The sequence below is a fragment of the Streptomyces tritici genome (assembly GCF_048500665.1).
GTDB classification, from domain to species: domain Bacteria; phylum Actinomycetota; class Actinomycetes; order Streptomycetales; family Streptomycetaceae; genus Streptomyces; species Streptomyces tritici.
Genome location: NZ_CP183183.1, coordinates 6,380,246 through 6,402,731 on the forward strand (window position 1 = coordinate 6,380,246; position 22,486 = coordinate 6,402,731).

General features: G+C 71.7%; 20 protein-coding genes. 14 read left to right on the forward strand and 6 right to left on the reverse strand.

Annotation, left to right across the window (positions count from 1 at the left end; translation table 11 throughout):
* Positions 1-27: 27 nt before the first annotated feature.
* A complete protein-coding gene (locus ACNJ93_RS29270) occupies positions 28-1,119 on the forward strand; it encodes a LacI family DNA-binding transcriptional regulator (RefSeq protein ID WP_418960464.1) in 1,092 nt (363 codons plus the stop codon).
* 120 nt (positions 1,120-1,239) lie between these two features.
* Entirely contained in the window at positions 1,240-1,908 is a 669-nt protein-coding gene (locus tag ACNJ93_RS29275) for an MSMEG_1061 family FMN-dependent PPOX-type flavoprotein (RefSeq protein ID WP_418960465.1), read from the forward strand.
* A gap of 31 nt (positions 1,909-1,939) precedes the next feature.
* Here the strand turns inward: ACNJ93_RS29275 and ACNJ93_RS29280 are convergent, their stop codons facing one another.
* Positions 1,940-2,512 (reverse strand): antibiotic biosynthesis monooxygenase, encoded by a 573-nt coding sequence (locus tag ACNJ93_RS29280; protein ID WP_418960466.1) that lies wholly within the window; start codon positions 2,510-2,512, stop codon positions 1,940-1,942.
* A gap of 299 nt (positions 2,513-2,811) precedes the next feature.
* Between ACNJ93_RS29280 and ACNJ93_RS29285 the strand changes: the two genes are divergently transcribed.
* Both ACNJ93_RS29285 and ACNJ93_RS29290 read left to right on the forward strand, forming a co-directional pair.
* On the forward strand, positions 2,812-4,035 hold the full coding sequence (locus tag ACNJ93_RS29285) for a PQQ-binding-like beta-propeller repeat protein (RefSeq protein ID WP_418960467.1): 1,224 nt from the start codon (positions 2,812-2,814) through the stop codon (positions 4,033-4,035).
* A gap of 76 nt (positions 4,036-4,111) precedes the next feature.
* Positions 4,112-4,642 (forward strand): GNAT family N-acetyltransferase, encoded by a 531-nt coding sequence (locus ACNJ93_RS29290; RefSeq protein ID WP_418960468.1) that lies wholly within the window; start codon positions 4,112-4,114, stop codon positions 4,640-4,642.
* 61 nt (positions 4,643-4,703) lie between these two features.
* On the opposite strand, the gene ACNJ93_RS29295 is transcribed toward ACNJ93_RS29290, so the two are convergent.
* Complete coding sequence (locus ACNJ93_RS29295; RefSeq protein ID WP_418960469.1) at positions 4,704-7,349, reverse strand: helix-turn-helix domain-containing protein; 2,646 nt, start codon at positions 7,347-7,349, stop codon at positions 4,704-4,706.
* Between the two features lie 149 nt (positions 7,350-7,498).
* Between ACNJ93_RS29295 and ACNJ93_RS29300 the strand changes: the two genes are divergently transcribed.
* The 5 genes from ACNJ93_RS29300 (at position 7,499) to ACNJ93_RS29320 (ending at position 14,035) form a co-directional block, all read left to right on the forward strand.
* Entirely contained in the window at positions 7,499-8,593 is a 1,095-nt protein-coding gene (locus ACNJ93_RS29300; RefSeq protein ID WP_418960470.1) for an alpha/beta hydrolase, read from the forward strand.
* Between the two features lie 43 nt (positions 8,594-8,636).
* On the forward strand, positions 8,637-9,812 hold the full coding sequence (locus ACNJ93_RS29305; protein ID WP_418960471.1) for a serine hydrolase domain-containing protein: 1,176 nt from the start codon (positions 8,637-8,639) through the stop codon (positions 9,810-9,812).
* A gap of 120 nt (positions 9,813-9,932) precedes the next feature.
* Entirely contained in the window at positions 9,933-10,157 is a 225-nt protein-coding gene (locus ACNJ93_RS29310) for a hypothetical protein (RefSeq protein ID WP_418960472.1), read from the forward strand.
* A gap of 96 nt (positions 10,158-10,253) precedes the next feature.
* The gene (locus ACNJ93_RS29315; protein ID WP_418960473.1) at positions 10,254-12,662 is read left to right on the forward strand and encodes a hypothetical protein; all 2,409 of its coding nucleotides are present in this window, start codon (positions 10,254-10,256) and stop codon (positions 12,660-12,662) included.
* Positions 12,659-14,035 (forward strand): hypothetical protein, encoded by a 1,377-nt coding sequence (locus tag ACNJ93_RS29320; RefSeq protein WP_418960474.1) that lies wholly within the window; start codon positions 12,659-12,661, stop codon positions 14,033-14,035. The genes ACNJ93_RS29315 and ACNJ93_RS29320 overlap by 4 nt, the downstream gene beginning before the upstream one ends.
* A 158-nt stretch (positions 14,036-14,193) precedes the next feature.
* Here ACNJ93_RS29320 and ACNJ93_RS29325 read toward each other — a convergent pair whose 3' ends face one another.
* A complete protein-coding gene (locus ACNJ93_RS29325) occupies positions 14,194-14,829 on the reverse strand; it encodes a TetR/AcrR family transcriptional regulator C-terminal domain-containing protein (protein WP_418960475.1) in 636 nt (211 codons plus the stop codon).
* Between the two features lie 135 nt (positions 14,830-14,964).
* Between ACNJ93_RS29325 and ACNJ93_RS29330 the strand changes: the two genes are divergently transcribed.
* Complete coding sequence (locus ACNJ93_RS29330) at positions 14,965-16,884, forward strand: ABC transporter ATP-binding protein (RefSeq protein WP_418960476.1); 1,920 nt, start codon at positions 14,965-14,967, stop codon at positions 16,882-16,884.
* Between the two features lie 85 nt (positions 16,885-16,969).
* On the forward strand, positions 16,970-18,790 hold the full coding sequence (locus ACNJ93_RS29335) for an ABC transporter ATP-binding protein (protein WP_418960477.1): 1,821 nt from the start codon (positions 16,970-16,972) through the stop codon (positions 18,788-18,790).
* Between the two features lie 70 nt (positions 18,791-18,860).
* Here ACNJ93_RS29335 and ACNJ93_RS29340 read toward each other — a convergent pair whose 3' ends face one another.
* The 3 genes from ACNJ93_RS29340 to ACNJ93_RS29350 all read right to left on the reverse strand — a co-directional run bounded on the left by ACNJ93_RS29340 (position 18,861) and on the right by ACNJ93_RS29350 (position 20,637).
* Positions 18,861-19,301: a DUF6892 domain-containing protein gene (locus ACNJ93_RS29340; protein ID WP_418960478.1), complete on the reverse strand. Its 441-nt coding sequence runs from the start codon at positions 19,299-19,301 to the stop codon at positions 18,861-18,863.
* Positions 19,302-19,445: 144 nt separating this feature from the next.
* Positions 19,446-20,144: a nucleotidyltransferase domain-containing protein gene (locus tag ACNJ93_RS29345; RefSeq protein WP_418960479.1), complete on the reverse strand. Its 699-nt coding sequence runs from the start codon at positions 20,142-20,144 to the stop codon at positions 19,446-19,448.
* A gap of 37 nt (positions 20,145-20,181) precedes the next feature.
* Positions 20,182-20,637, reverse strand: a complete 456-nt coding sequence (locus ACNJ93_RS29350) for a VOC family protein (RefSeq protein ID WP_418960480.1) — start codon at positions 20,635-20,637, stop codon at positions 20,182-20,184.
* A 102-nt stretch (positions 20,638-20,739) separates the two neighbouring features.
* Between ACNJ93_RS29350 and ACNJ93_RS29355 the strand changes: the two genes are divergently transcribed.
* The 3 genes from ACNJ93_RS29355 (at position 20,740) to ACNJ93_RS29365 (ending at position 22,454) form a co-directional block, all read left to right on the forward strand.
* A complete protein-coding gene (locus ACNJ93_RS29355; protein WP_418960481.1) occupies positions 20,740-21,213 on the forward strand; it encodes a hypothetical protein in 474 nt (157 codons plus the stop codon).
* A gap of 331 nt (positions 21,214-21,544) precedes the next feature.
* Positions 21,545-21,763 (forward strand): hypothetical protein, encoded by a 219-nt coding sequence (locus ACNJ93_RS29360; RefSeq protein ID WP_418960482.1) that lies wholly within the window; start codon positions 21,545-21,547, stop codon positions 21,761-21,763.
* 106 nt (positions 21,764-21,869) lie between these two features.
* Positions 21,870-22,454, forward strand: coding sequence for a DinB family protein (locus ACNJ93_RS29365; RefSeq protein ID WP_418960483.1), 585 nt, complete (start codon positions 21,870-21,872; stop codon positions 22,452-22,454).
* Positions 22,455-22,486 lie beyond the last annotated feature (32 nt).

Here is a 22,486-nt window from a genome sequence, read left to right on the forward strand (position 1 = left end):
GAACGCACAGGAACGGAACGGTGGTACATGGCCGCGAACCGCCGCCCCACACTGGCCGATGTCGCCAGAGAAGTGGGCGTCAGCGCCAAGACGGTGTCCCGGGTCCTCAACGAGGACGGCCCGAGTTCCCCGGAGACCCGCGAGCGGGTGCTCGCGGCGGTCGCGAAGCTCGGCTTCCAGCCGAACCTGATGGCCCGCAACATCCGCGTCGGAGGCCCCGACACCACCGTCGGCCTGGTCGTACCCGACCTCGGCAACCCCTTCTTCGGGACCGTGGCCGGTGCCATCGAGGACGTCGTACGAGGCCGGGGCCTGACCCTGCTCATGGGCTCGTCGGCCGAGGACCCCGACCGGGAGAGGGCGCTGATCCAGACGTTCCTCGCCCGGCGCGTCAGCGTGCTGATGGTCGTGCCCGCGTTCGGAGCCGACCACAGCCATCTCAAGGCGCCGCGCGCGACCGGTCTGCCCGTCGTGTTCCTCGACCGGCCGGGCGTCGGCCTGTCGGCCGACTGCGTGGTCAGCTCCAACCGCACGGGCGTCCACGAGGGCGTCTCCCACCTCATCGCCCGCGGCCACCGCCGGATCGGTTTCATCGGTGACCTCCCGGCCAAGCTCTACACCCGGCGCGAGCGGCTCGCCGGCTACCGCTCGGCCCTCGACGAGGCCGGACTGCCCTACGACCGGGCCCTGGTGACCGGCGCGCACACCCAGGCCGAGGCCGCCGCCGAGACCACCGCCCTCCTCGACCGGCCGCATCCCCCCACCGCCCTGTTCGCGGCGAACAACATCATGGCCCTCGGGGTCGTCCGGCAGCTCACCCGCGCGGGACGCAAGGACGTCGCCCTGGTCACCTTCGACGACCTCCCGCTCGCGGAGGTCCTCGAACCGGCCCTGACCGTCGTGGCCCAGGACCCGGCGGCCATCGGCGAGACCGCGGCCCGCACCGCCCTCGCCCGCCTGGACGGTGACCGCACCCGCGCCCGCACCCTCATGGTCCCCACCCGTCTGGTGGTCCGCGCCTCCAGCGAGCTGCCCGCCCCGTACCGGCCGAGTAGACGCGGCGCGGGAGGCGAGCAGCGGGGGGCCCTGACGCTCCCGGGCGTCAGGGGACCCGCGTAACCGCCTCGGAGCTGCCGCCTGGACCGCGCGACGCGCCTGGACCGACCGACGCGCGCGGACCGACCGGCCCGGCGACCGAGGGGCCTCGATTCCACCCGGGTCAGCTTCTAGGGTCACCATATGATGATCAACACTGGGGCGGCCGGCGGCCCGCTCTTCGAAGCCCTCCGGGCGGACGCCCTCACCAGCCCGGACCAGCTGCGCGAGCTCTACCCGCAGCCGAACCCGCACGCGCTCCGCAAGGAGATCGACCGCCTGACCGAGGAGACCCGGGCGCTGATCGGCTGCTCCTCGCTGGTGTTCATCGGCAGCGCGGACGCCGAGGGCCGGGCGGACGTGACACCGCGCGGCGGCCCGGCCGGATTCGTCTCGGTCCTGGACGAACGGACCCTGGTCATCCCCGACGCGACCGGCAACAAGCGGCTCGACACCATGCACAACGTGCTGGAGACCGGCCGCGTCGGCCTCCTCTTCCTCATACCCGGCCGCCCGACCACCCTCCGCGTCAACGGCCGCGCCTGCGTCTCCGCGCGCCCCGAACTGCTGGCCCAGCTCACGCCCGTGGGCAAACCGCCGGTCACGGCGATCGTGGTGGAGGTCGAACAGGTCTACCCGCACTGCCCGAAGTCGCTGATGCGCGGCAACGCCTGGCAACCGGAACGGTGGATCCCCGCCGACGCCCAGCCGACGAGCGCCGAAGTGACACTGTCCCAGCTGAACCTGCCGGACCTGACCATCGCCCAGATCGAGGAAGCCGAACGGGAGTCGCTGCGCCTGCGCTACGAGTGACTCCGGACGCGGCGCGGGACGTCCGGGCCGCCTACGGGGTCAGCCAGCCCCGCAGCAGTCTGCTGACGGCCGGCATCGCCACGTAGGTCATGAGCACGTTGAAGACGCAGGCCACGACCGCGCTGCTGACAAGGAGGGGGAGCGTGGTCAGGTGGGGCAGGAGGAAGAGGCTGCCGAGGACCGAGATAGGGTAGATGGCCAGCGTCGCGCTGATCGCCATCTTCCACCGGGGCGGCGCGGGCCGGGTGGACCCCGGCTCGGCGAACCACGTCTCCATGCCGGTCAGCTGCCGGCGGGCGATCTCGGTGTGATGGTGCCCGGCGCAGTCGGCGAACCAGGCGGCGCGCTCCGGCGACTCCTGCCAGATCCGGCACGCCTCCGCGTCCCGGAAGCGGTGGACGAGGAACCAGGGGGCGTCACCGCCGGAGGAACGGAAGAACCCGTACCCGAGGTGCCCGGGAAACTGTGCCGCCGTGTCGAGAATGCCCCTCGCCCACCGCTCGAAGGCGACCTCGTGGCCGGGATCCACTCTCCGGGCTATCAGGAGGGTGACCTCCCCACTGTCGGCGGGGACGGTGGCGTGCTCAAGGCTGACCGCGGTCAAGACAGACTCCTCATGATCGCGCCGCGCCCGCACCCACTCTACGCGCCGCACGAGGCGGACGTCAGCGCCCCGGCCCGGCGTCGAGCCAGGTGACGCCTCCGGGGCACGGGCTCGGTGAAGGCCCGTACCCGACGGAGCCCGCGACAGTCGGTGTCTCGATTGGTTCACGGTCTCGTCCCCGGCGCGCACCGTCGAGCCCGATGCCACCGCCGGGCGGCTAGCGTGCCTGCTCGCAGGCCCGCACACGTGTGCGGCAGGTCTGTCCGTCTTCTGATCGAGCAACTCCACGGGGGTACGACATGTCCAAGAGGAATGGCGCATTCGACGGCAGAGCCTCCCGGCGTCAGGCGCTTCGGCTGGCCGGCGGCGGGCTCGCGCTGGCGGTTCTGGGAGCGGGAGCGGTCGGCTGCCGCGCGGAGGACGTGCCCGACGGCGCGGGCTCCGGAGGCGGTACGCCCTCGAAGAGCGCCGCCCCCGTGGACGGACGGGCGCCCAAACCGGTGTGGACGAAGCAGACCACCGCCATGACGTTCGGAGACAACGACGAACTCGTCGCCACGGCGGGCGTGGTCATCGCCAGTGGCGAGCCGCTCACCGCCCTCGGCGGGGCCGACGGCGCGCAGCGGTGGTCGCTTCCGGACGGCGCGACCCCCGGCGCGCCCCTGCTGCTCGGCAACGGCACCCTGTACCTGGCCAGCGGCAAGTTCGACGGCACTGTCGCCGGGTACGACCCCGCTTCCGGCAAGGAGACCTGGCGCAGCCGCCTGGGCAAGGAGTACCGGCAGCCGCGGCCCATCGCGGTGGACGACAAGCAGGTGTACGTCATCGCCGAGATCCTGGAGAAGGACGGCTCCTCCCACACCAATGTGATCGCGGCGCTGAACAGCCGCACCGGCAAGGTGGTGTGGAAGGAACAGCGGGACCTGGGCACCGAGCAGACGGGCGTTCACGCCGCGGTCCGGGGCCGCCACCTGGTCTACACCGACTTCAAGAAGAACCTCACGGTCCGGGACACCGCCACGGGCCGGCAGGTGTGGACGCACAAGACGACGAAGACGAACTACGGCGTGTTCGCCGTCCACCAGGACCTGGTGGTCGTCCCGCAGGGCCGCGACCTCAAGGCCTTCAACCTGGCGGACGGGGCGGAGAAGTGGACGGTGCAGGCGGAGCGGTTCGACTCCTTCAAGGAACCGACCGTCGTGGACGACGTGCTCTACACGGCGGACAGCGGCAAGACGCTCTGGGCCCTCGATCCCCTCAGCGGAAAGAAGATCTGGCAGGCCAAGGGTCTCGCGGACGCGGGCGCGCCGGTGCCCCGGCATTTCGTCAAGGTCGGCGGCACCCTCTACGGAGCCTCCGACCTCGACCAGCGCGGAGGCATTCACGCCTTCGACGCGAAGACCGGCGCCCTGCGCTGGACGTTCAACGACGGCTCCGGCGACTTCCACTCCTGGCTCGTGGCCACCGACGGCAAGCACGTCTTCGCCCTCCACGGCAAGCAACTGCACGCCCTGCCCGCCTGACGTCCCGCCGGCCGGCCGTCGAACAGTGGTCGTCGCGGCCGAAGACCTCGGGAAGGGGACGTCCTAAGCTTCCGCCGTGAACGACACGACACGCGGCATACGAATCCGCCCGGGCGGCCTGGCCGACGCACCGGCCATTCTGGACATGCTCGACTCCGCCGTGGCCTGGATGAACGCACGAGGCAACACCGAGCAGTGGGGCACGACACCGTACTCGCAGAAGCCCGGCGGGGTGGCACGGGTCGAGCGGTACATGACCGAGAACACCCCCTACATCGCAGAGTTGGACGGCACACCCGTCGGTGCCCTCGTGTTGGACTCCGGGCCCAGTCCGCAGATGCCGATCGCGCCGGCGGAGGAACCCGAGCGCTACGTCCGACTGCTGGTCTCCGACCGACAGCTCGCCGGACGTGGCATCGGGGCGGCGCTGCTGGCCCATGCCGTCGAGGAGACGCGGCGCGCCGGCGTGGACCTGCTTCGGGTGGACTGCTGGGCAGGCGGCGGGGGCGAACTCGTCGCCTTCTACGAGCGCAACGGCTTCACCCCCACCGACCCATTTCTGTCCGGTTCCTGGCCGGGCCAGGTACTGGCCCAACGAGTCGACTGACGGCGCGGGGCAGTGCGGCACCGCCGAGCGGCAGGGAGGCGATGCCGCTCCGTACCGCCGGTCAAGAGGGGAGACGGGACGCCGCAGGCTCCTTTGACGGGGAGGCGCCGTGCGAACCGTGCCCGTGACGGTGACGGTAGGTGTGGGCCAGGTGGCGTTGGAGTCGGATGTGGCGGAACTGGTAGACGGCGCCCGCCTGCCGTAGGACGCCGCGGCGGTAGGCGTCTTCGAGGAAGGCGACCGTGTCCCAGGGGAGCTTGCCGGTGAGCGGCAGCCAGACCCGGGACAGCGTCAGCCACTGCCCCCACGCCGTGAAGGCGAACACGTACGACGTCGAGCCGCCCAACCCGGCGACCGCCCCGATGAGCAGCGCGCCCTCCAGCGGCCAGAGCAGTGGGCCGACCAGGTCCTGGAGCAGGTCGGTCACGACGTACCCGCAGAGGGCGATCCCGGCGGTGAGCATCGGTACGAGCACGAGGAACTGCTGGCCCACGGTCGCGCGGTTGACGGACAGCATCCGGAGCGGAGTGGCCGCGGCGGTGATGTCCATGGGGGCCTCGAACGCCGCCAGGATCCCGAAGACCAGCCCGGACGACAGGCCGAAGATCAGCGCGAAGAGCAGCATGTTGACGAGCGCGTCCCTGACCAACGCGGTGTCCGACCGGGGGAGCCCGTAGTCCAGCGCCCGCAGCAGCGCGACCGCCCAGGCGTACCCGACCCCCAGCACGGAGCCGCCCAGCATCATGAACCCGAAGCGGACCGTGAACGCACGGACCGGCCGTCCTCCGATCCGGCGGTCCGCCGCCGGCAGCCGGAGCCGTACCCGGGACGGGACTGCATCCGTCCGGCGGAACGCGTTCAGGAGGGAGTACGCGAGGCCGAAGGCGACGCCGGTGAGCAGCCCGACCAGCGCTCCCTGCAGGAACACGGTTTCCACCCGCATCGGTCCGAGGGCGCCCGAGGGGAGGGCGAGCAGCTGCACGAGCCAGGTGGCCACGGCCATGCACAGCGCGCACACCAGCGTGACGTACACGATGCGCGACGGGACCCGCAGCGTGTGGCCGAGCCTCCACCAGGCGAGGTCCCGCCGCTCGGACGCGCCCTGGGTCAGGCTGTGGGCCAGATAGCCGAGCCAGCGCTCGGACCGGTCCGGGTCCCAGTTCCGCTGCCTGGTGCCGTCGTCGTTCCGTTCCGGAGCGCGGTACTGGTAGACCGCCGGGACGAAGCCGGCCAGCAGATGCTCCTCGAGGTGGCTCGTCGTGGGAAACCGTGCGGCGTCGAGCAGCTCCGCCGGGTCCTTCCCCGGTACCTCGCTGTACAGCGTCCGCGCCAGGACGACCATGAGGGGGGTGCGCAGCACCTCGGCGAGGCGGACGTTCTCCGGCGCGTCGCCGCTCCGTAACCGGTCGAGGACCGCGTCCCACGTTCCCGCGCGACCGGTGCCGGTGTCGGTGTCGGTGTCGGCGGGGACGGACCGGTCGGCCCGGGGCAGGTAGGCGGCGAGGTCCTCGACCGTGAGGTCGGTGAGTTCGATGCCGGCGGCCCATACGAGGGGGGTGTGCGCTGCCCGGACCGCGCGCGCGTACTCGTCCCGGCGGCTGGTCAGGACCAGCGGGAGGGACGTGGCGTTGAGGGCGTCGAGCGCCGGTCCGCGCAGCCCCTCGGCGATCTCGTCGAAGCCGTCGAGGACCGGCAGGATCAGATCGGCGTCCACCAGCGCGGCGGCCAGCGTGGACCCGCTGGCGACCCGGCGGGCCAGGTGGGGGTGGTCCTGGAGCAGCCGGTCGATCAGGAAGTCCCGGAACGTGGTGGCCGCCGGGTCCCAGGAGCCGAGGCTGAAGATCACCGGAACCCTGGCGGGAGCCTCCGGGGCGGCGAGGAGGTCGAGGGCGAACCTGATGGCCAGGATCGACTTGCCCGAGCCCGCCCGCCCGATGATCACCAGCCTGCCGGACGCGATGCTCCGGTAGGTGTCGACGACGCTCCGTACGTCGCCGGTCAGGTCCAGGCCGTCGGCCACGTGGCCCGGTTGCAGACGCTGGACGTTCTCCGGATGGTCCGTCAACTCGCGGGCGAGCGGCTGCCACCGTACGGGCAGCGGAAACGGATCGTGGACGCGTCGCTGCCCCTCCTCGCGTCGCCAGCGACGCCCGACCTCACTGGCCAGCGACGCGGCTGCGTCCGCGAGGACGGGCGTGGGGGAGCGCGGCATGGGGACGGCTGGGGCGACGGTCGCGGCGACGGTCGCGGCGACGGCCGGAGGTACCTGCGGAGCAGCCGGCGGGGAGGGGGGAGGCGGGACGACGGACTGCTCGTCCGATGCGACCGCCGCTGCACCGCCCGATGCAACCGCCGTCTCACCGCCCGATACGGCCCCCCTCTCACCGCCCGACGCACCCACCGTCGCCCCGCCCGACACGCCGGCCGACGCCCCGCCCCGCCGCTCCGCCCCACCGGACGGAACGTCCGACGCCGGCCCGCTCCATGAATCGGTGAGCTGCCGTCGTTCCTCCGCGTCGACACCGAGAGCGTCCGCCAGCAGGTGCAGGGTCGTCATCCGGTGGTCGGCCGACTTGCCGGTCTCCAGTCTGCGAATGGTGCGCACGCTCACCGTGGACCGCTCCGCCAACTGCTCCTGGGTGAGTCGCGCCCGCTTGCGTAAGCGGCGCAGCAGCGTGCCCAGTTCGTCCGTCAATTCGGCTCCCACGTCGTACGGGTACGGCGGCAGCCCCGAGCGTAGCGCGACGACCGGTCACGTATGGCCGGTCGTCTGGCCTGTTGTCTGAGCTGCGAAAACTCCATGGTGGTCGAGCCGGCGGCCTCGCCGGTCACATCACGAGCATGGAGACACGGACGATGAGATCACCACTGCCTCGCCGGCTTCGTACCGCCGCCGCGCTCCTCGCGGCCCTGGGGCTGACCGCGCTCATGGGTCCCGCCGCACGGGCCGAGACGCCGCCCCCGATACCGGACTTCGCCGACGGCTTCGGGCTGACACAGGTCGATGCCGCGACCGAGGTGCGCTCCAGCACCGACTTCACGATCACCGTGACCACACCGCAGGTCGCCGGCCCGCACAGGATCCGCATCTTCCTGCCGAGCGGATACGCGGCCCAGCCGGACAAGCGCTGGCCCGTGACGTACTTCCTGCACGGAGGCGGCGGCAACGTGGACGACGCGGCGGCCGCCCCCGCCCTGCGCTCCGACAAGATGATCACCGTCGTCCCGGACGGCGGGCTCAAGGGCTGGTATGCCAACTGGCTCATGCAGAACACCGCGGTCGGCAAGGCCAATTGGCAGACGTTCCACCTCGAGCAGGTGGTCCCGTTCATCGACGCCAACCTGCGCACCGTCCCGAACCGGACGCAGCGAGCCGTCGCCGGTCTGTCCATGGGCGGCTCCGGCGCGCTGCACTACGCCCAGGCCCGGCCGGACCTGTTCGGCCACGCCGCCTCGCTGTCCGGCGGGATCGACTTCGGCATGGCCGAGGTGCGCGCCGCCGTCCTCGCCACCGAGCTCAACCTCACCGGCGCCTGGTGCGCGGTGAGCAACTCCTCCAGCACCTCCGGCAGCGGTACGTGCACCGGCTACGGCCCGTACGTCGACAGCGACGCCATCTTCGGCTCCCCGTACCCGGTGTTCGGCGCCGACCGCATCTGGAACGCGTACGACCCCGCTGCTCCGGCGAACCTGTCCAAGCTCGCCGACACGAAGATCACCCTCTACACCGGCGACCAGGGCGTGATCGACGCCAACACCGCGAGGGCCGCCGCCACCGTCAAGGCCCGTCTGGACCGGATCGGCATCCCCAGCCGCCTCGTCAACTACACCAACGGTACGTCCCTCTCGCCCAGTTGCGACGGCGGCCACAACTACGGCTGCTGGGCACCCGCGTTCGCGGACTACGTCCCGCGCCTGGAAGCGGCCTTCGCCGCGTCCGCGACGAACTGACGACGACACAGCGGCCTTTCACCGAGCGAGGAGAACACACACCATGGCGATCAAACGTTCCGCAAAGCGCCTTCCCGTCGTCGTCGGCGCCGCATGCGCGGCCCTGCTGACGCTGTCGAGCCCGGCGGCGTACGCCGGGACGGCCGCGGACGACCACCCGGCCACCCTCGCGGCTCTCAAGGCGTTCCAGGCGGAAGCGGGCCCGGGCGCGGCGGTCCACGCGGGGGACGCCCGGGGCTCCTGGACGCTGTCCGCCGGCACGGGCACCGTCAACGCCAACCGCCCCATCCAGGCCGACGAGCACTTCCGCATCGGCAGCCAGACCAAGACCTTCACCGCGGCGGTGGTCCTGCAACTCGTCGACGAGGGCAAGGTCGCACTGGAGGCCCCCATCGCGGACCACCTGCCCGGCGTCGTCACCGGCAACGGCTACGACGGCACCCGCGTCACCGTGCGCCACCTGCTCCAGCACACCAGCGGCTTCGCCGCCTACAACCCGTACCCGGTCACCGAGACCCCCAAGGCCAACCCGGACGGCACGTACGACCTGGCCGAATCAGTGCGCAAGGGCCTGAGCCGGCCGCCGGTCTCCGCACCCGGCGCCGGCATCACGTACTCCAACACCAACTACCTCGTCCTCGGCATGCTCATCGAGAAGGTGACCCAGCAGCCGGTGCATCAGGCCATCACGGACCGCGTCATCAAGCCGCTCGGCCTGACCCGGACCGTCTTCCCCGCCCCCGGCGACCGCGCCCTGCCCACCCCCGCCGTCAACGGCTACCACGGCGTCCGGGTCGGAGGCTTCTACTTCTGGACCCCGGCCCTCACCTACGACCCGTCCCTCTACAGCAGCGCCGGCGCGATCATCTCCACGCTGAAGGACCTCACCACGTTCAACCAGGCGCTGCTCGCGGGCAAGGTCGTCTCGGCCGCGAGCCTGGCCGAGATGCAGAAGATCTGGGAGGCCGAACCCGGGACCGGCGGCGACAGCGGCATGGGCCTCGGCCTCGGCCTCGGCAAGTTCACGCTCTCCTGCGGCGCCGTGGCCTGGGGCCACAGCGGCGGAGTGCCGGGCTACTTCTCGCAGACCCTCGTCACCGAGGACGGCCGGCACGCATCCGTCATGACCAACGTGCTGTTCCAGGTCAACCGACCGGACGGCAAGTTCCACGCCCTCCTCGACACGGCCCTGTGCAAGGACACCGTACCGAGCCCCTGACCCGGTGGATCCATCCCTTCGGCGCGGCAGTGGCGGCGCCCCCGCGAACCCGGCCGGCGCGTTCGCGGGGCGCCGTTGCCGCGCCCCGCCCCGTCCGATCGCGCGACTAGGAGTCGACACATGGCATTCCGCTACCGGTGCGGCGAATGCGGGTTCTCCACCCGCTGGAGCACCGAATCCGAGGCCGAGGACCTGGCGATCGCGCACTACGCCGACCGCCACCCCGGACTCCTTCCCGGCGGCAGCGTCGAGGTCAACAGAAAGAACCCCCACTCGCCCGGCTGCCTTCCGGTGCTCGGCGTCGCGTTCTTCCTGTTCCTGATCATCGCCTCGTGCCAGAGGTAGCACGCGGACCGCCGTCCGCGGACGCGCTCATGGACGCACGTATGGACGCGCTCATGGACGCGCTCATGGACGTTCCCATCCAGCGAAGGGATCAGCATGACCGAGTCGATGCTCCGGATCCGTACGCTCGCCCTTGCGGCGGGCCTGACACTGGTCACCCTGGCGGGCCTCGCCGGCCCGTCCGCGCCGACCGCCGCGGCGGCCGAGGACTTCCCGCTCCCGGGCGTCGAGCCGACGCAGGACACGCACTCCAGGGGCGTGTACACGTACGAGAGCGCCGACGCACTCCACACCGTCCCCGAGCCCACGCAGGCGGACCTCGCCCCGATCGGGGACAAGAAGAACTACACCCGAGGCACGCGGGAGCACCTGTTCGCGCGCTGGAAGACGTACAGCAAGAAGGGCACGACCTGGGACAAGTTCCGCGCGCGGTTCGAGAAGATCGTCTTCAACGAACCCGGCGTGCTCGGTTCGGTCCCCGAGCCCTCGGAGCAGGTGCTGAAGGGCATCGGAGCCCCGGACCAATACACCTGGGCCACCACGAACTTCATGTTCGCGCACTGGAAGGTGCAGAAGGAGGGCAGCTCGGTACCGGACTGGAAGGAATGGCGCACGGGGTACGTGAACGCCTTCAACAGCAAGCGCAAGGGCGCGGCGTTCGAGCCCCTGGTCCGGACCGAGTACGTCGAGAAGGAGGGACTGAACCCGGAGGGCCACTGGCGCTTCGGCCAGCGGGTGCCCCGGAAGCTCCTCCCGCTGCTCGCGCGCCTGCGGCTGCACAAGAAGGACCGCCCGCTCGACGCGGCGGACTTCGAGAGGCTCAAGGTCATCCTCGAGATCAAGTCCGGCAAGGACGTCGACACCAAGGAGGGCCGGAAGCAGTTCCAGGACCTGATGAAGATCGCCAAGGCGACCGGCTGCCGGGTGATCGTCGTGTTCGGCGAGCGGCCCACCCCGGAATCGGTCACGATGATCGAGAAGCTGGCGGCGAAGCACCGCGTCCAGGTCGACGTCCGGTACTTTCCCGCGGTCGGGCAGAAAGTGCCGCCCGGCTCCCTGAACGGCTCGCCGGCCCCCAGCCCCGACGGCGGGGCCGCCGCCCCGGCGCCCACCACCCCGCCCGGCGGGCCGCAGGGCGGACCGGCCGGTGACGCGGCCGTCCCGGACGTCCTTGCCGCGCCCGGCCAGCTGCCCGCCGACAGCCCGATGACCGAGGCCGTCGAGGCCTCTCCCGACTCGCTGCAGCAGGCGATCCGGACCGGGCTGATCCAGGACTGGCACACCGAGAACCTCGCCGCGGACGGTGACGTCCCGGCGGTCACCCAGCCCGACCTCGGCGGTGTCGACTTCTCCACGCTCGAACTGCGTTACGTCTCCGACACCTACCACAACGGCTCCGGCGTGGAGTACGCGTTCAAGGCCGACCGAGTGACCACCGGCCGGCAGTCCTTCGGGGGGCGACGTGCGGCCCGGCTCGCCTCGGACTCGTTCTTCGTCTGGCTGGCGCTGCCGCCGACCGCCTTCACCGTGAACCTCAACCCGGACGAGCCCGACCGGATCATCGACGCCAGGTTCGGCAGGACCGACGCCGGACGGGTGCTGCTGGAAGCGGACCTGGCCATGAAGAAGTCGGTCGCGAAGTTCATCCACCCCGACACCCCCGGCGGCAAGAAGTTCTGGGAATCGCTGCGGGGCAAGACCAAATGCCTGCAGATGCGCCAGTGGATCGTGCCCGACACGGCCACGGTCCGCGAGAACGGCGACGAACTGTACATCCTGGACGCACCGTTGCAGGTGAAGATGGAATCGGACGTCGTCAAGGCCGCGGGTGTCGCGGGCGCCAACGGATGTCCCCTCCAGGACAAGGCCACCACCGCGCACAACGAGTCCCTCTACCGCACGACGATCCTGCCGCAGGTCCGGAAGGCGGTGAACTCCGCGCCCGAGTACGCCGATCTGCGCCGGGTCTACGCGAGCCGGGTCGCCGCCGAGTGGTTCCGCAAGCGCGGCGCCACCAAGCACACCGCGTACTCCGACGTCATCGGCAAGGGCGACATCAGCCGCTGGGCGTCGCGGGAGAAGTGGACGCCCCGGGAGGTCTTCGACCGCTACGTCCAGTCGTACAAGAACGGCGAGTTCAAGGTCAGGCACCGGACCACGAAGGGCCGTTACATCTACACCAGCACCTACGTCTACGGCGGCGTGGACTTCACCCGGATCGACCAGAACCGGCTGACCGCCGCCGCCTTCGCGAAGCGCCATCCCGGGCTGGCGACTTCGACGCGCAACGCGCTGCACGCGCCGACGGGGACCGGCCGCGAGGTCTGGCTCGGCGGCCTCACCAGCTCCAAGCCACTGCCCGAGGCGTACGCCCGACCCGTACCGGCGACATCGAACCCATGGTTCCACGCCCTGGCGGCCCTGCCTCTGCTCGGCTGGCTCACCGCCGGCGCCGTTCTCCTGCGCCGCCGCCGGGCGGCCGAGCCGACGGGAGCGGTCCGATGACCACAGCACGTCAGGAACGGCCGCCGGCGGCTCCGGGCACCGTGCTCGCCGCGAGCTACCTCTTCGCCGGCGTGGCGGCGCTGGCCCTCGTCTCCGCGGTCGGCACGTGCTTCGCCATCCCGGAGTTCAGCCACTACCGGAGCGAGCAGGCGGGCGACGGCACGGCGGGCTCGCTCGCCGCGGTCGCGCTGACCGCGTTCGCCGTGCTGACGATCGCCTTCGGCGCCGTCTGCCTGCTCCTGGCTCTCCTCGACGGACGCGGGAAGAACCCGGCCCGGGTCCTCACCTGGATCGTCGGTGCTCTGGCCGTCTGCTTCAACGTGGGACTGCTCGCCGTCGACGCCTACGAGCCGGTGCCCTGGTACGCGGGCATGACCCGGACCGTGGCCGTCGGGATGCTCCTGCTCACCACCGGTTCGGTCACCCTTCTGGCTCTTCCCTCGGCGCACGGGTACTTCCGAGTCCGCCTGCCGGATCGCGGTCCTGGGCAGCCGTGGGTCACACCACCCCTGCCGGATCGAGGTCCTGGGCAGCCGTGGGCCACACCGCCCCTGCCGGACCGCCGCCCTGGGCAGCCGGCGGTCACACCGCACCCGCCGGACCACCGCCCTGGGCAGCCGTGGGTTGTCACACGCGCAGTGCCTGCCCCGCATCCAGTCCGCCCCCTCCCGCCCCCTCCCGCGTACCCGCCGCCGGCTTACCCGCCCGCGCCCGGTCACCCACCGCGGACGCCCCGGACGCCCCGGGGGACACGCCGGCCCGTTGCCGTCACGGCCGCCATGGTCGTCCTGCTGTGCATGGCCCTGCTCGCGATCGCGGCTGCCGTGGTGGAGATCCAGACGTACCGCGCGCTCGTGGACCAGCTCGACACGTACGAGAGGGACCTCCAGCGGCTCGCCTCCCAGTGGGGCGCCGACGTGGCCCTTCCCCGGCTTCCGCGTTCTGCCGTGGGGCCGACCGTCATCGTGGTCGGAGCCCTCGTGGCGATCGCGACGGCCCTGGGCGCCCTCGCACACGCCATCGGGTCGCCCCGGCCGAAGGCCCGTACGGTCGCGCTCGTCGCCGTCGGGCTCCTCGCACCGCTGGCCACCGCCCGGGCCCTGCTGAGCATGACGACACAGGCCACGTTGCGGCGGATCGCGGCGGACTCGCAGAGACTCAAGGACAGCCTGGCCGGGGTCCGATATGAGGACCCGTTCCCCAGGATCGACGAGATCTACCCCGAGTGGTCGTACTCCGCCGTCTACCTGAGCTCCGCTCTCGCCGTCGTCGGATGCGTCGCCGTCTTCGTCCTGCTGATCTCGCGCACGTCCACCACGTGGTTCGCCACGCCCACGCCGCCGGGAAGCCCCGTACCCGGTGACCGAACGTGACATGTCGCGAGGCGTGACGGTGACCGTCCCCTCCTGAACCTCCGGTGACGGTGACGTGACCCGAACGACGGCCTGTGCCGCACGATGAGTGCTTGTGCGGCACGGGTCGTTCGTCCGCGCCGGCCGAGCGTCGGCTGGAGGGCGAGGGGGCGGGGCTGTCAGCCACGGGCCAGTTCGCGCTCGAATCCGGTCAGCAGCGCGTCGAGTGCGAAGTCGAACCGGGCCCGGGCCGCGTCGTCGCCCGACTCGCGCGCGGCGCCGACCAGGAGCGGGTACGTGTCCGGGTCCAGCGAGGCCATGCTGTCGGCCCCGCCGACCCCACCCGCCTGCGCGGCGGCGTGGCCGACGACGAAACTGGTCAGCGAGTACATGACGTCCAGCGTCCTGGGCAGCGGGAACCCCGCTTCGTGCAGCATCCCCACCACCGCCTCCATCGTCCCCAGGAGACGGGGCGTCATGGCGGGTTGGGCGAGCAGCAGCGGCACGGCGTTCGGGTGGGCGTCCAGCGCGGAGGTCAGCGCGTGCGCATAGGCGCTCAGGTCCGCCCGCCAGGTGGCGGCGCCGAACTGCGGGGGCAGGGCCTCGGCGACGACCTGTTCGATGACCCCGTCGAGCAGGGCGGTCTTGTTCGGTACGTGGTGGTAGAGGGTCATCGCTTCCACGCCCAGTTCGGCGCCCAGCCGCCGCATGGACAGGGCCTTCAGCCCTTCCCGGTCGACCAGCCGTAGGGCCGCCTCCAGGACTGCTTGCCGGGTGAGCCCCGCGCGCTGCCCGCGGGCCCTGTTGGCTGCCATGGCGCCTCGCTTTCCGTTCCGGCCGCCGCGCGATCCGATTGACGATTCTTACGCCGTAAGTATAACGTCCCTCGCGTTGTCTTACATCGTAAGAATCCCTGAGGGTCGCCCAGGGCTGACGAGGACGAGAGGGCGATGACCACCAACGAACTCGCCGAGGCGAGACACCAGTTCACGCGATCGCCGGACGACGCGCGTCCCGCGCAGGAGCCGCTTCCGCGCGAGCGGGGTCTGGCGGCGGCGCTGCGACCGTACGCCGCGGGCTTCGCCGCCGTCGTCGGCCTGCAGGTGATCGGCGCGGCGGCGGGGCTGGCGCCGCTGCTCGCGGTCGTCGAGCTGGGCCGGGCCCTGCTCGCGCCGGGGCCGATCGACCCCGGCCATGTCCGGTTCGTCGTGGTCGCGGGCGCGGCCGGCCTGTTCGTGAAGCTGCTGTTCACGGCAGCTTCGGCAGGATTCGGTCATCTGCTCGACGGGCGCGTGCAGTTGACGCTACGCCGCCGGCTGGCCGCGCGGCTCGGACGGGTGCCGATCGGCTGGCTCTCGCGCCGACGCAGCGGTGAGCTGGCCAAACTCGTGGGTGAGGACGTCGGAGCGGTGCACCCGTTCATCGCCCACACGCCCGGCGAGCTGGCCTCGGCCTTCGTCGTACCGCTGATCTCCCTGGTCTACCTGTTCGCCGTGGACTGGCGGCTGACGCTGATCACGCTGATCCCGGTCGTCACGGCGCTGGCGCTGGTGCCCCTGATGATGACTCCGGCCCGCCTGCGCGAACAGGCCGACTTCGACGCGGCGATGGCACGGATCGGGAGCTCTGCCGTGGAGTTCGTCCAGGGCATCGCGGTGGTCAAGGCATTCGGCGGCGGCGAGCGCGCCCACCGCGCGTTCCGCGATGCCGCCGACGACTTCGTCGGAGCCTTCCGCCGCTGGGTGCACGGCATCTCCCCGATCGCCGCGGGGATGCAACTCGCCCTGTCGCCCCCGTTCGTGCTGCTGATCGTCCTGATCGGCGGCGCGGCACTGATCACCGGCGGCGGCATGCCACCGGCCGACCTGCTGCCGTTCCTTCTCCTGGGAATCGGCCTGACCGCCCCGGTGGCCGCGCTCGGCCACGGCTTCGACGAACTGCAGGCCGCCCGCCGCGCCGTCGGCCGCATCCGCGACGTGCTCGCGGTGCCGCCGCTGCCGGAGCCGGCGAACCCCGTCGCGCCGCACGGCCACCGGGTGGAGCTGCGCGGCGTCCGCTTCGCCTACGAACCCGGCCACGACGTCCTGTGCGGCGTGGATCTCACGCTGGAGCCGGGAACGGTCACCGCGCTCGTCGGCCCGTCGGGCGGCGGCAAGTCCACACTGGTCCAGCTGCTGCCGCGGTTCGCCGACCCCACGAGCGGCTCGGTCCGGCTGGGCGGCGTCGACCTGCGCGAGCTGAGCAGCCGGGAGCTGTACCGGCACGTCTCCTTCGTCTTCCAGGACGTCCGCCTGCTGCGCGCCTCCGTTGCGGACAACATCGCCCTGGCGGCGCCCGACGCCCACCCGGACGAGGTGGTCCGCGCCGCCCGACTGGCGAACATCCACGACCGCATTCTCGAACTGCCGCGCGGCTACGACACGGTGATCGGCGAGGACGCACGACTGTCGGGCGGCGAAGCCCAACGGCTCGCGCTCGCCCGCGCGTTGCTGGCCGACACCCCCGTGCTGGTCCTCGACGAGGCGACCTCGTTCGCCGACCCGGCCACCGAGCAGGCGGTACGCCGCGCCCTCAGCACGCAGCGGCCGGACCGGACGGTCCTGGTCATCGCGCACCGCCTGGAGACCGTCGCCGGCGCCGACGCCGTCGCGGTCCTGGAGGACGGTGTGATCGTCGAACACGGCAGGCCCGGCGAACTGCTCGCCGCCGACGGCAGGTTCGCGGCGCTGTGGCGCACCAGGCACGCCGCGGACTCCGCGGAATCCGGAGAAGCGGCAGCAGAGGCAACGGAGGCAACGGAGGCAACAGAGGCAGCAGCGGCAACAGTGGCAGCAGTGGCAGCAGAGGTGGAAGAGGGCGAGCGGCTGTGACGACGACCCACGGCCCGGACGACCCGCACGACCCGCACGAGTCGCGCCCGCGAACCCCCTTCGACCCGCAAGGAGACGACCCTCGATGATCCGCATGCTGTTGCGCGTACTCGGCCCCCGGTACTCCCGCCCGATGCAGCGCACCCTCGCCCTGATGACCACGACCGCGGTCGTGGAGGGTCTGTCGTACGCCCTGCTGGCACCCGTGCTGCGCGCCCTGCTCGGCGGCACACCGGAGCGCGCCTGGCCCTGGCTGGCCGCGTTCGGGGCCGCGCTGGCGGCCTACGCGGTGCTGCGCTACCTCAGTGACCTGTCGGGCTTCCGCGTCGGCACCGCGCTGCTGCGCGGCGTGTACCACCGGCTCGGCGACCACCTGGCCCGGCTGCCGCTCGGCTGGTACGGCTCGGCCCGCGTGGGAGAGGTGTCCGTCCTGGCGGGCCCAGGCGTCCTGCAGGCCATGAGCGTGATCGCGCACCTGCTGGCACCGTTCGTCTCCGCCGCCGTGACGCCCCTGACGATCGTGGCCGTGATCCTCGCCCTCGACTGGCAGTTGGGCCTGGCGGCGCTGACCGCAGTCCCCGTCGTGGCCGTGATCCAGATCCTGACCGGACGTTCGACGGCGGCCGAGGACGAGGAGCGCGCCACGCGCGACCGCGAGGCCACCGCGAGGGTCGTCGAATACCTCCAGGCCCAACCTGTGCTGCGCGCCGGCGGCCGGACCGCCGAGCGCTTCCGGCTCCTCGACGACGCCCTGCAGCAGGTCCAGCGCGCCTCCCGCCGTTCGACGCTGTCGGCGCTGCCCGGCGTGCTCGGCCTGACCCTGACCGTGCAGGCGGTCTTCACCGCGGTGCTCGCCCTGGGGGCGTACCAAGCGCTCGGCGGGAACGTCGGTGCGGCGGAGCTGCTGACAATCCTGGTGCTTGCCGCCCGCTGCGCGGATCCGCTGCTGTCCCTGGCCGACCTCAGCGGCAAACTGCGCGCCGCGCGCGGCGAACTGTCCCGCCTCGAAGCGGTCCTGAGCACCGAACCGCTCCCGCAGATCCCGGGAACGGCCCAACAGAGCGGCCACGCACTGGACGTGGAGGCCGTCACCTTCCGGCACGACGGACACACCGTGTTCGACGACCTGTCCCTGTCCGTCCCGGAGGGGCAACGGCTGGCCGTGGTGGGGCCGTCGGGTGCGGGCAAGAGCACCCTGCTGCAGCTTCTCGCACGGTTCTACGACGTGGACGCCGGCACCGTGCGCGTCGGCGGGGCGGACGTGCGCGCGATCGGCCCGGAGGCGCTGATGGCGCAGTTCGCGATCGTCTTCCAGGACGTCTATCTCTTCGACGGCACGATCGAGGACAACGTACGGCTCGGCCGTCCCGACGCCACCGCCGCCGAGGTACGCGAGGCCGCGGCCGCCGCGCGCCTGGACGAGGTGGTCGAGCGCCTGCCCGACGGATGGGCGACGGACGTCGGCGAGGGCGGCGCACGACTGTCCGGCGGCGAGCGCCAACGCGTCTCCATCGCCAGGGCGCTGCTCAAGGACGCGCCGATCGTGCTGCTGGACGAGGTCACCTCCGCGCTCGACCCCGTCAACGAGGCGGCCGTCCACGCCGGCATCGAGCGCCTGATGGCAGGCCGGACGGTGGTGATGGTGGCCCACCGGCTGCGTACGGTCCGCCACGCCGACCGCATCGTCTTCCTCGACGCCGGCCGCATCGTCGAGGAGGGCACCCACGACGAACTCCTGGGCCTCGGCCGCCGCTACGCCGACTTCTGGAACCTGTCCCAGGCGACGACGGCGACGACGGGGATCTCCGAGCCGACGGAAGGCGCCGGCGGGCGCCGACGCCTGCGGTCCGGTGCCGACGCCGGTGAACGCGGCGGAGCTGCCGTCGACGCTGAGGCATCCGCGTGACGGCAGGTGTGTCCGGCCTGCTCCGGCGTGCCTCCGAAGCCCCGCCGGGGCGGCGGGCCGCCGGCCGGGGTCAGTCGAAGTCGGCGTCGATGCCGCGTGCGGCGAAGACCTCGGCCGCGTCCGGTACGGCCAGGACGCCGTCCTCCACGAAGGTGACCTCGCGGAGGCTCGGCAGCAGGGCGAGGTCGTCGAGCGAGCGGACGTCGAACAGGTCGTCCTCGCCGTCCCAGGCGGGGGCGCAGTGCCGGAAGACCTCCGCTCCGGCGTCGAAGCACAGCTCCTCGACGCGGGCGAGCAGCTCGGCCGGGATCTCCAGGGCCTCGAAATGGGCCCGGGCCTCCGGCAGCACCTCCGCGTGGAGCCCGTTCCCCAGCACATAGGAGGCGGGGTCGCCGATGCCCCGCTCGGCCAGCCGCGCGCGCAGGTCGAAGACCGGAAGGAGCGGCTCGGGGCCGTACATGAGCTCCTCGATGACGAGCAGCTTGAGGTTGAAGTCGCGGAACTGGCTCATGCGACATGAGTACCACGGAGCTACGACACGGCTGCCCGGCATCCCGCGTCCTCCGGCACTCGGCACGGACCGCCACCGAGGGCAGGCAGCCAAGCAACTCCGGCACTCGGCTACCCCCTGGTGGTGTGTCGGCGCCGCACCGACTCATCGGATGGCGTACCCGTCCCACAAGGGGCCGCCGGCCAGGTCGAGCACGTCTGCCACGGCCGCGGCGAAGGCAGTGACATCCCCGGCGATCGCCTGCGGGGCGGCTTCGGACAACGCGCGGTGCTTCGCGGGGTCCGCGGCTGCCAGCCGCCTCGACAGCCATTTGCCTCCGCCGAGCCAGTGCCCACCGACCAGGAGGACCAGTTCAGAGGCGCGCTGCAGCATGTGCGAAACCAGGTACATCCGCTCCGCGGCGTCCGTGCAGCCGCGCAGGTCGTCGAGCAAGTCGGTCAGGATGTACCGCTGGTAGTCACGCTCACCCTCCGAGAGCGGCGGCGGGCCGGCGGCCCAACGCCTTCGCGCCTCCGCCTGGAGAGAAGCGCCCAGCCCGTCCGAGTCCACCAGGAGCATCCCGCCCGCACACATGGCGAGCAGCGGCGAACTCCGCTTCGCCGTCTCCCGGTCGGCGAAGCTGCGCCAGACGGCCTCCGTCTGCACGAACAGCTCCACCGGCCAGCCGCGGTACACCAGGTTCTCCCGGCTGGGGGCGGGCGGCCCGTCCAGGAGGACCACGATGTCCAGATCGGAGGTGGGCGTCCTGCGATCGGTCAGCACGCTGCCGGCAAGGAAGGCCGCCCGGGCGGCAGGGAATCGGTCCCGCACCAGTTCGCGGGCGGTGAGCACGGGGTCAGCCATGATCGCAGCCTAAGTGCCGCCCTCGGTGCGATGCCCCTCAGACGACGTCGAATTCGTTGCCCTCGGGGTCCTGCATGGCCGCGGCGTAGAACCCCATGTCCGGCTCGTCCCTGATCCGCAGCACGGTGGCACCGGCCTTGACCAGTCGTCCCACCGTGGCGTTGACCCGCTGAGCGCGGACGTCCAGCGGTACGTCACGGCCGCCGCCGACCTTCAGGTCGAAGTGCCACCGGTTCTTGGCGACCTTCGCCTCGGGAACCTGCTGGAACCACACCCGGGGTCCGCGCCCTGCGGGATCGATGATGGACTCCGGTACGTCCCCCGCACCGGCGGGCAACTCTGCCTCGGGCACCCCCATCGCCGCCCAGTAGGAACGCCACGTGGCGTGTCCGTCCGGCGCCGGCTCCGGCACATAGCCCAGGGCCTCGGCCCAGAACGCCACCATTCTCTGAGGATCGGAGCAGTCGATCGTCAGCTGCACGGTCATCTCCATGCTCGGAGCATCCCACCCAGGTCCGACAGACGACCGTGAAGGCGGTGTGCTCACGGATAATCCGATGGGCATCGGGCGTTCCCGGTCCTACTGTCACCCCTGATGGAGATGGAATTCCGGAAGCTGCCGGACAATCAGCACGAGATCATCGTCCGGGCCCGCAAAGGGCCGGACGTCAGGCTGCCCGCCCAGCCCGTCGGCCCGACCATGCCGCACGACCTGGTCCACGCCGTCGTGGAGACCGCCCTCGGCATCGACGACGGTTTCTGGGGGGCGATGGCGCGCGGTGCCACGTTCGAGGGCTTCGAGCTCGTCACCCCGGGCCGGCACCGTCGGTCGGGGCTCAAGGTGCTGCGCCGTGGCGGCGACGCCGTCATGGCCGCCGAGCTCGCCGTGAACTGGGCCTACCGGGTGTGGCGCGGCCTGCCCACCCAGGGCCGCGGCGTCGGACCGGCTCCCTTGGACGAGGAGTCCCTGGCGCGGACGGGACCGCCTCTGGACGCCGCCGGCGCCCGCTGGGCAGCGGTCCCCGTGGGTGGGCAACTCCTCTGGCGCTGGGGCGTGGACACCGCCTGAGGCACACCGGAATCCTCTGGGAGGCCATCAACAAGCTCGTTGGTCGGAGCACGTGATCGGACCGAGGCCGCCTCCACGGCGGACCGATCTCAGGCGAGCGAATTCGTTCGAGACGCCGTTCGACCTTGTGGCACCATGTGCGGCATGACGACCGACCGAAAGGCCCATGCCGCGTAGACGGCCAGGACGCATCCGGGCCGCAATGCCGGACCGGCAGCAGTCACACCGCCCGAGGCCGGCCATCGACCGCCTCTCCCCGCGAGCACTGTCCGAGATCGTTCGCCTCGAACGTACGCGGAACTACCTCCGACCGGGGGACATCGACGCGGCATTGCGCCTGTGGAAGGCCTACGTCCACAGGCCCACCCGCGATCTCTGGCACGACGACGAGTTCGGCAACGTGCACTGGTACTGCTGCGGCAACCCTCTCGAAGGCCGGGCCCTCCTCGACAGCGCGATGCGAGCAATGTCGCGCCGCGGAGCCCGCGAGCTCCGCAAGATCGTCGACGAGCTCGACGCTTTCATGGGCCCGCCGGACCCACGTTTGTAGCGGTCAGGATGGCGGGCATGGTCGGGCCTCGGCTCTGCCGGTCGTCGCCGACGGGCTGCGTACGGGATCTTGAGGCTGTGCGCAGCCCGTGGCAGGCTCGTGCCGCATGATCGATGGATTCGCGAAGGACAACCTGCACCGGAGACTGCGGCGGGACCGCGAGGCGCTGCTCTGGAAGCTCGACGGCCTGTCCGAATACGACGCACGCCGTCCTCTGACCGCGACCGGGACCAACCTCCTCGGGCTGGTCAAACACGTGGCCACCGTCGAGGCCAGGTACTTCGGCGAGGTCTTCGACCGCCCTTCCCCGGAACCGCTGCCCCGGTGGCAGGACCACGACGGCGGCGATCTGTGGGCGACCGAGGACGAGACCCGCGATCAGATCATCGGGTTCTACCGGCGCACGTGGGAACACTCGGACGCGACGATCAACGAGCTTCCCCTCGACGCCCCCGGCCACGTGCCGTGGTGGCCGGAGCCGTATCCCCACACGAACCTGTTCGCCGTCATGGTGCATGTCCTCGGCGAGTCCGTCCGGCATGCCGGGCACGCCGACATCCTGCGCGAGGGCCTCGACGGCCGGACCGGGGTGCGCCCCGAACACGAGCAGCCGATCGACGAGGAAGCCCGCGCAGCGTACTGCGCGAAGATCGAGCAGGCCGCCAGATCGGCCGCACCGATCAAGGCCTAGAGGTTGCCCATGCGACATGTTGGCGGTCGTGC

Coding starts and splice junctions, on each gene's coding strand:
- ACNJ93_RS29345 (WP_418960479.1), bottom strand. CDS start 20,144: ATGGCTGACCCCGTGCTCACCGCCCGCGAACTGGTGCGGGACCGATTC.
- ACNJ93_RS29340 (WP_418960478.1), bottom strand. CDS start 19,301: ATGAGCCAGTTCCGCGACTTCAACCTCAAGCTGCTCGTCATCGAGGAG.
- ACNJ93_RS29330 (WP_418960476.1), top strand. CDS start 14,965: ATGACCACCAACGAACTCGCCGAGGCGAGACACCAGTTCACGCGATCG.
- ACNJ93_RS29335 (WP_418960477.1), top strand. CDS start 16,970: ATGATCCGCATGCTGTTGCGCGTACTCGGCCCCCGGTACTCCCGCCCG.
- ACNJ93_RS29285 (WP_418960467.1), top strand. CDS start 2,812: ATGTCCAAGAGGAATGGCGCATTCGACGGCAGAGCCTCCCGGCGTCAG.
- ACNJ93_RS29355 (WP_418960481.1), top strand. CDS start 20,740: ATGGAGATGGAATTCCGGAAGCTGCCGGACAATCAGCACGAGATCATC.
- ACNJ93_RS29320 (WP_418960474.1), top strand. CDS start 12,659: ATGACCACAGCACGTCAGGAACGGCCGCCGGCGGCTCCGGGCACCGTG.
- ACNJ93_RS29270 (WP_418960464.1), top strand. CDS start 28: ATGGCCGCGAACCGCCGCCCCACACTGGCCGATGTCGCCAGAGAAGTG.
- ACNJ93_RS29315 (WP_418960473.1), top strand. CDS start 10,254: ATGACCGAGTCGATGCTCCGGATCCGTACGCTCGCCCTTGCGGCGGGC.
- ACNJ93_RS29365 (WP_418960483.1), top strand. CDS start 21,870: ATGATCGATGGATTCGCGAAGGACAACCTGCACCGGAGACTGCGGCGG.
- ACNJ93_RS29325 (WP_418960475.1), bottom strand. CDS start 14,829: ATGGCAGCCAACAGGGCCCGCGGGCAGCGCGCGGGGCTCACCCGGCAA.
- ACNJ93_RS29305 (WP_418960471.1), top strand. CDS start 8,637: ATGGCGATCAAACGTTCCGCAAAGCGCCTTCCCGTCGTCGTCGGCGCC.
- ACNJ93_RS29275 (WP_418960465.1), top strand. CDS start 1,240: ATGATGATCAACACTGGGGCGGCCGGCGGCCCGCTCTTCGAAGCCCTC.
- ACNJ93_RS29310 (WP_418960472.1), top strand. CDS start 9,933: ATGGCATTCCGCTACCGGTGCGGCGAATGCGGGTTCTCCACCCGCTGG.
- ACNJ93_RS29350 (WP_418960480.1), bottom strand. CDS start 20,637: ATGGAGATGACCGTGCAGCTGACGATCGACTGCTCCGATCCTCAGAGA.
- ACNJ93_RS29300 (WP_418960470.1), top strand. CDS start 7,499: ATGAGATCACCACTGCCTCGCCGGCTTCGTACCGCCGCCGCGCTCCTC.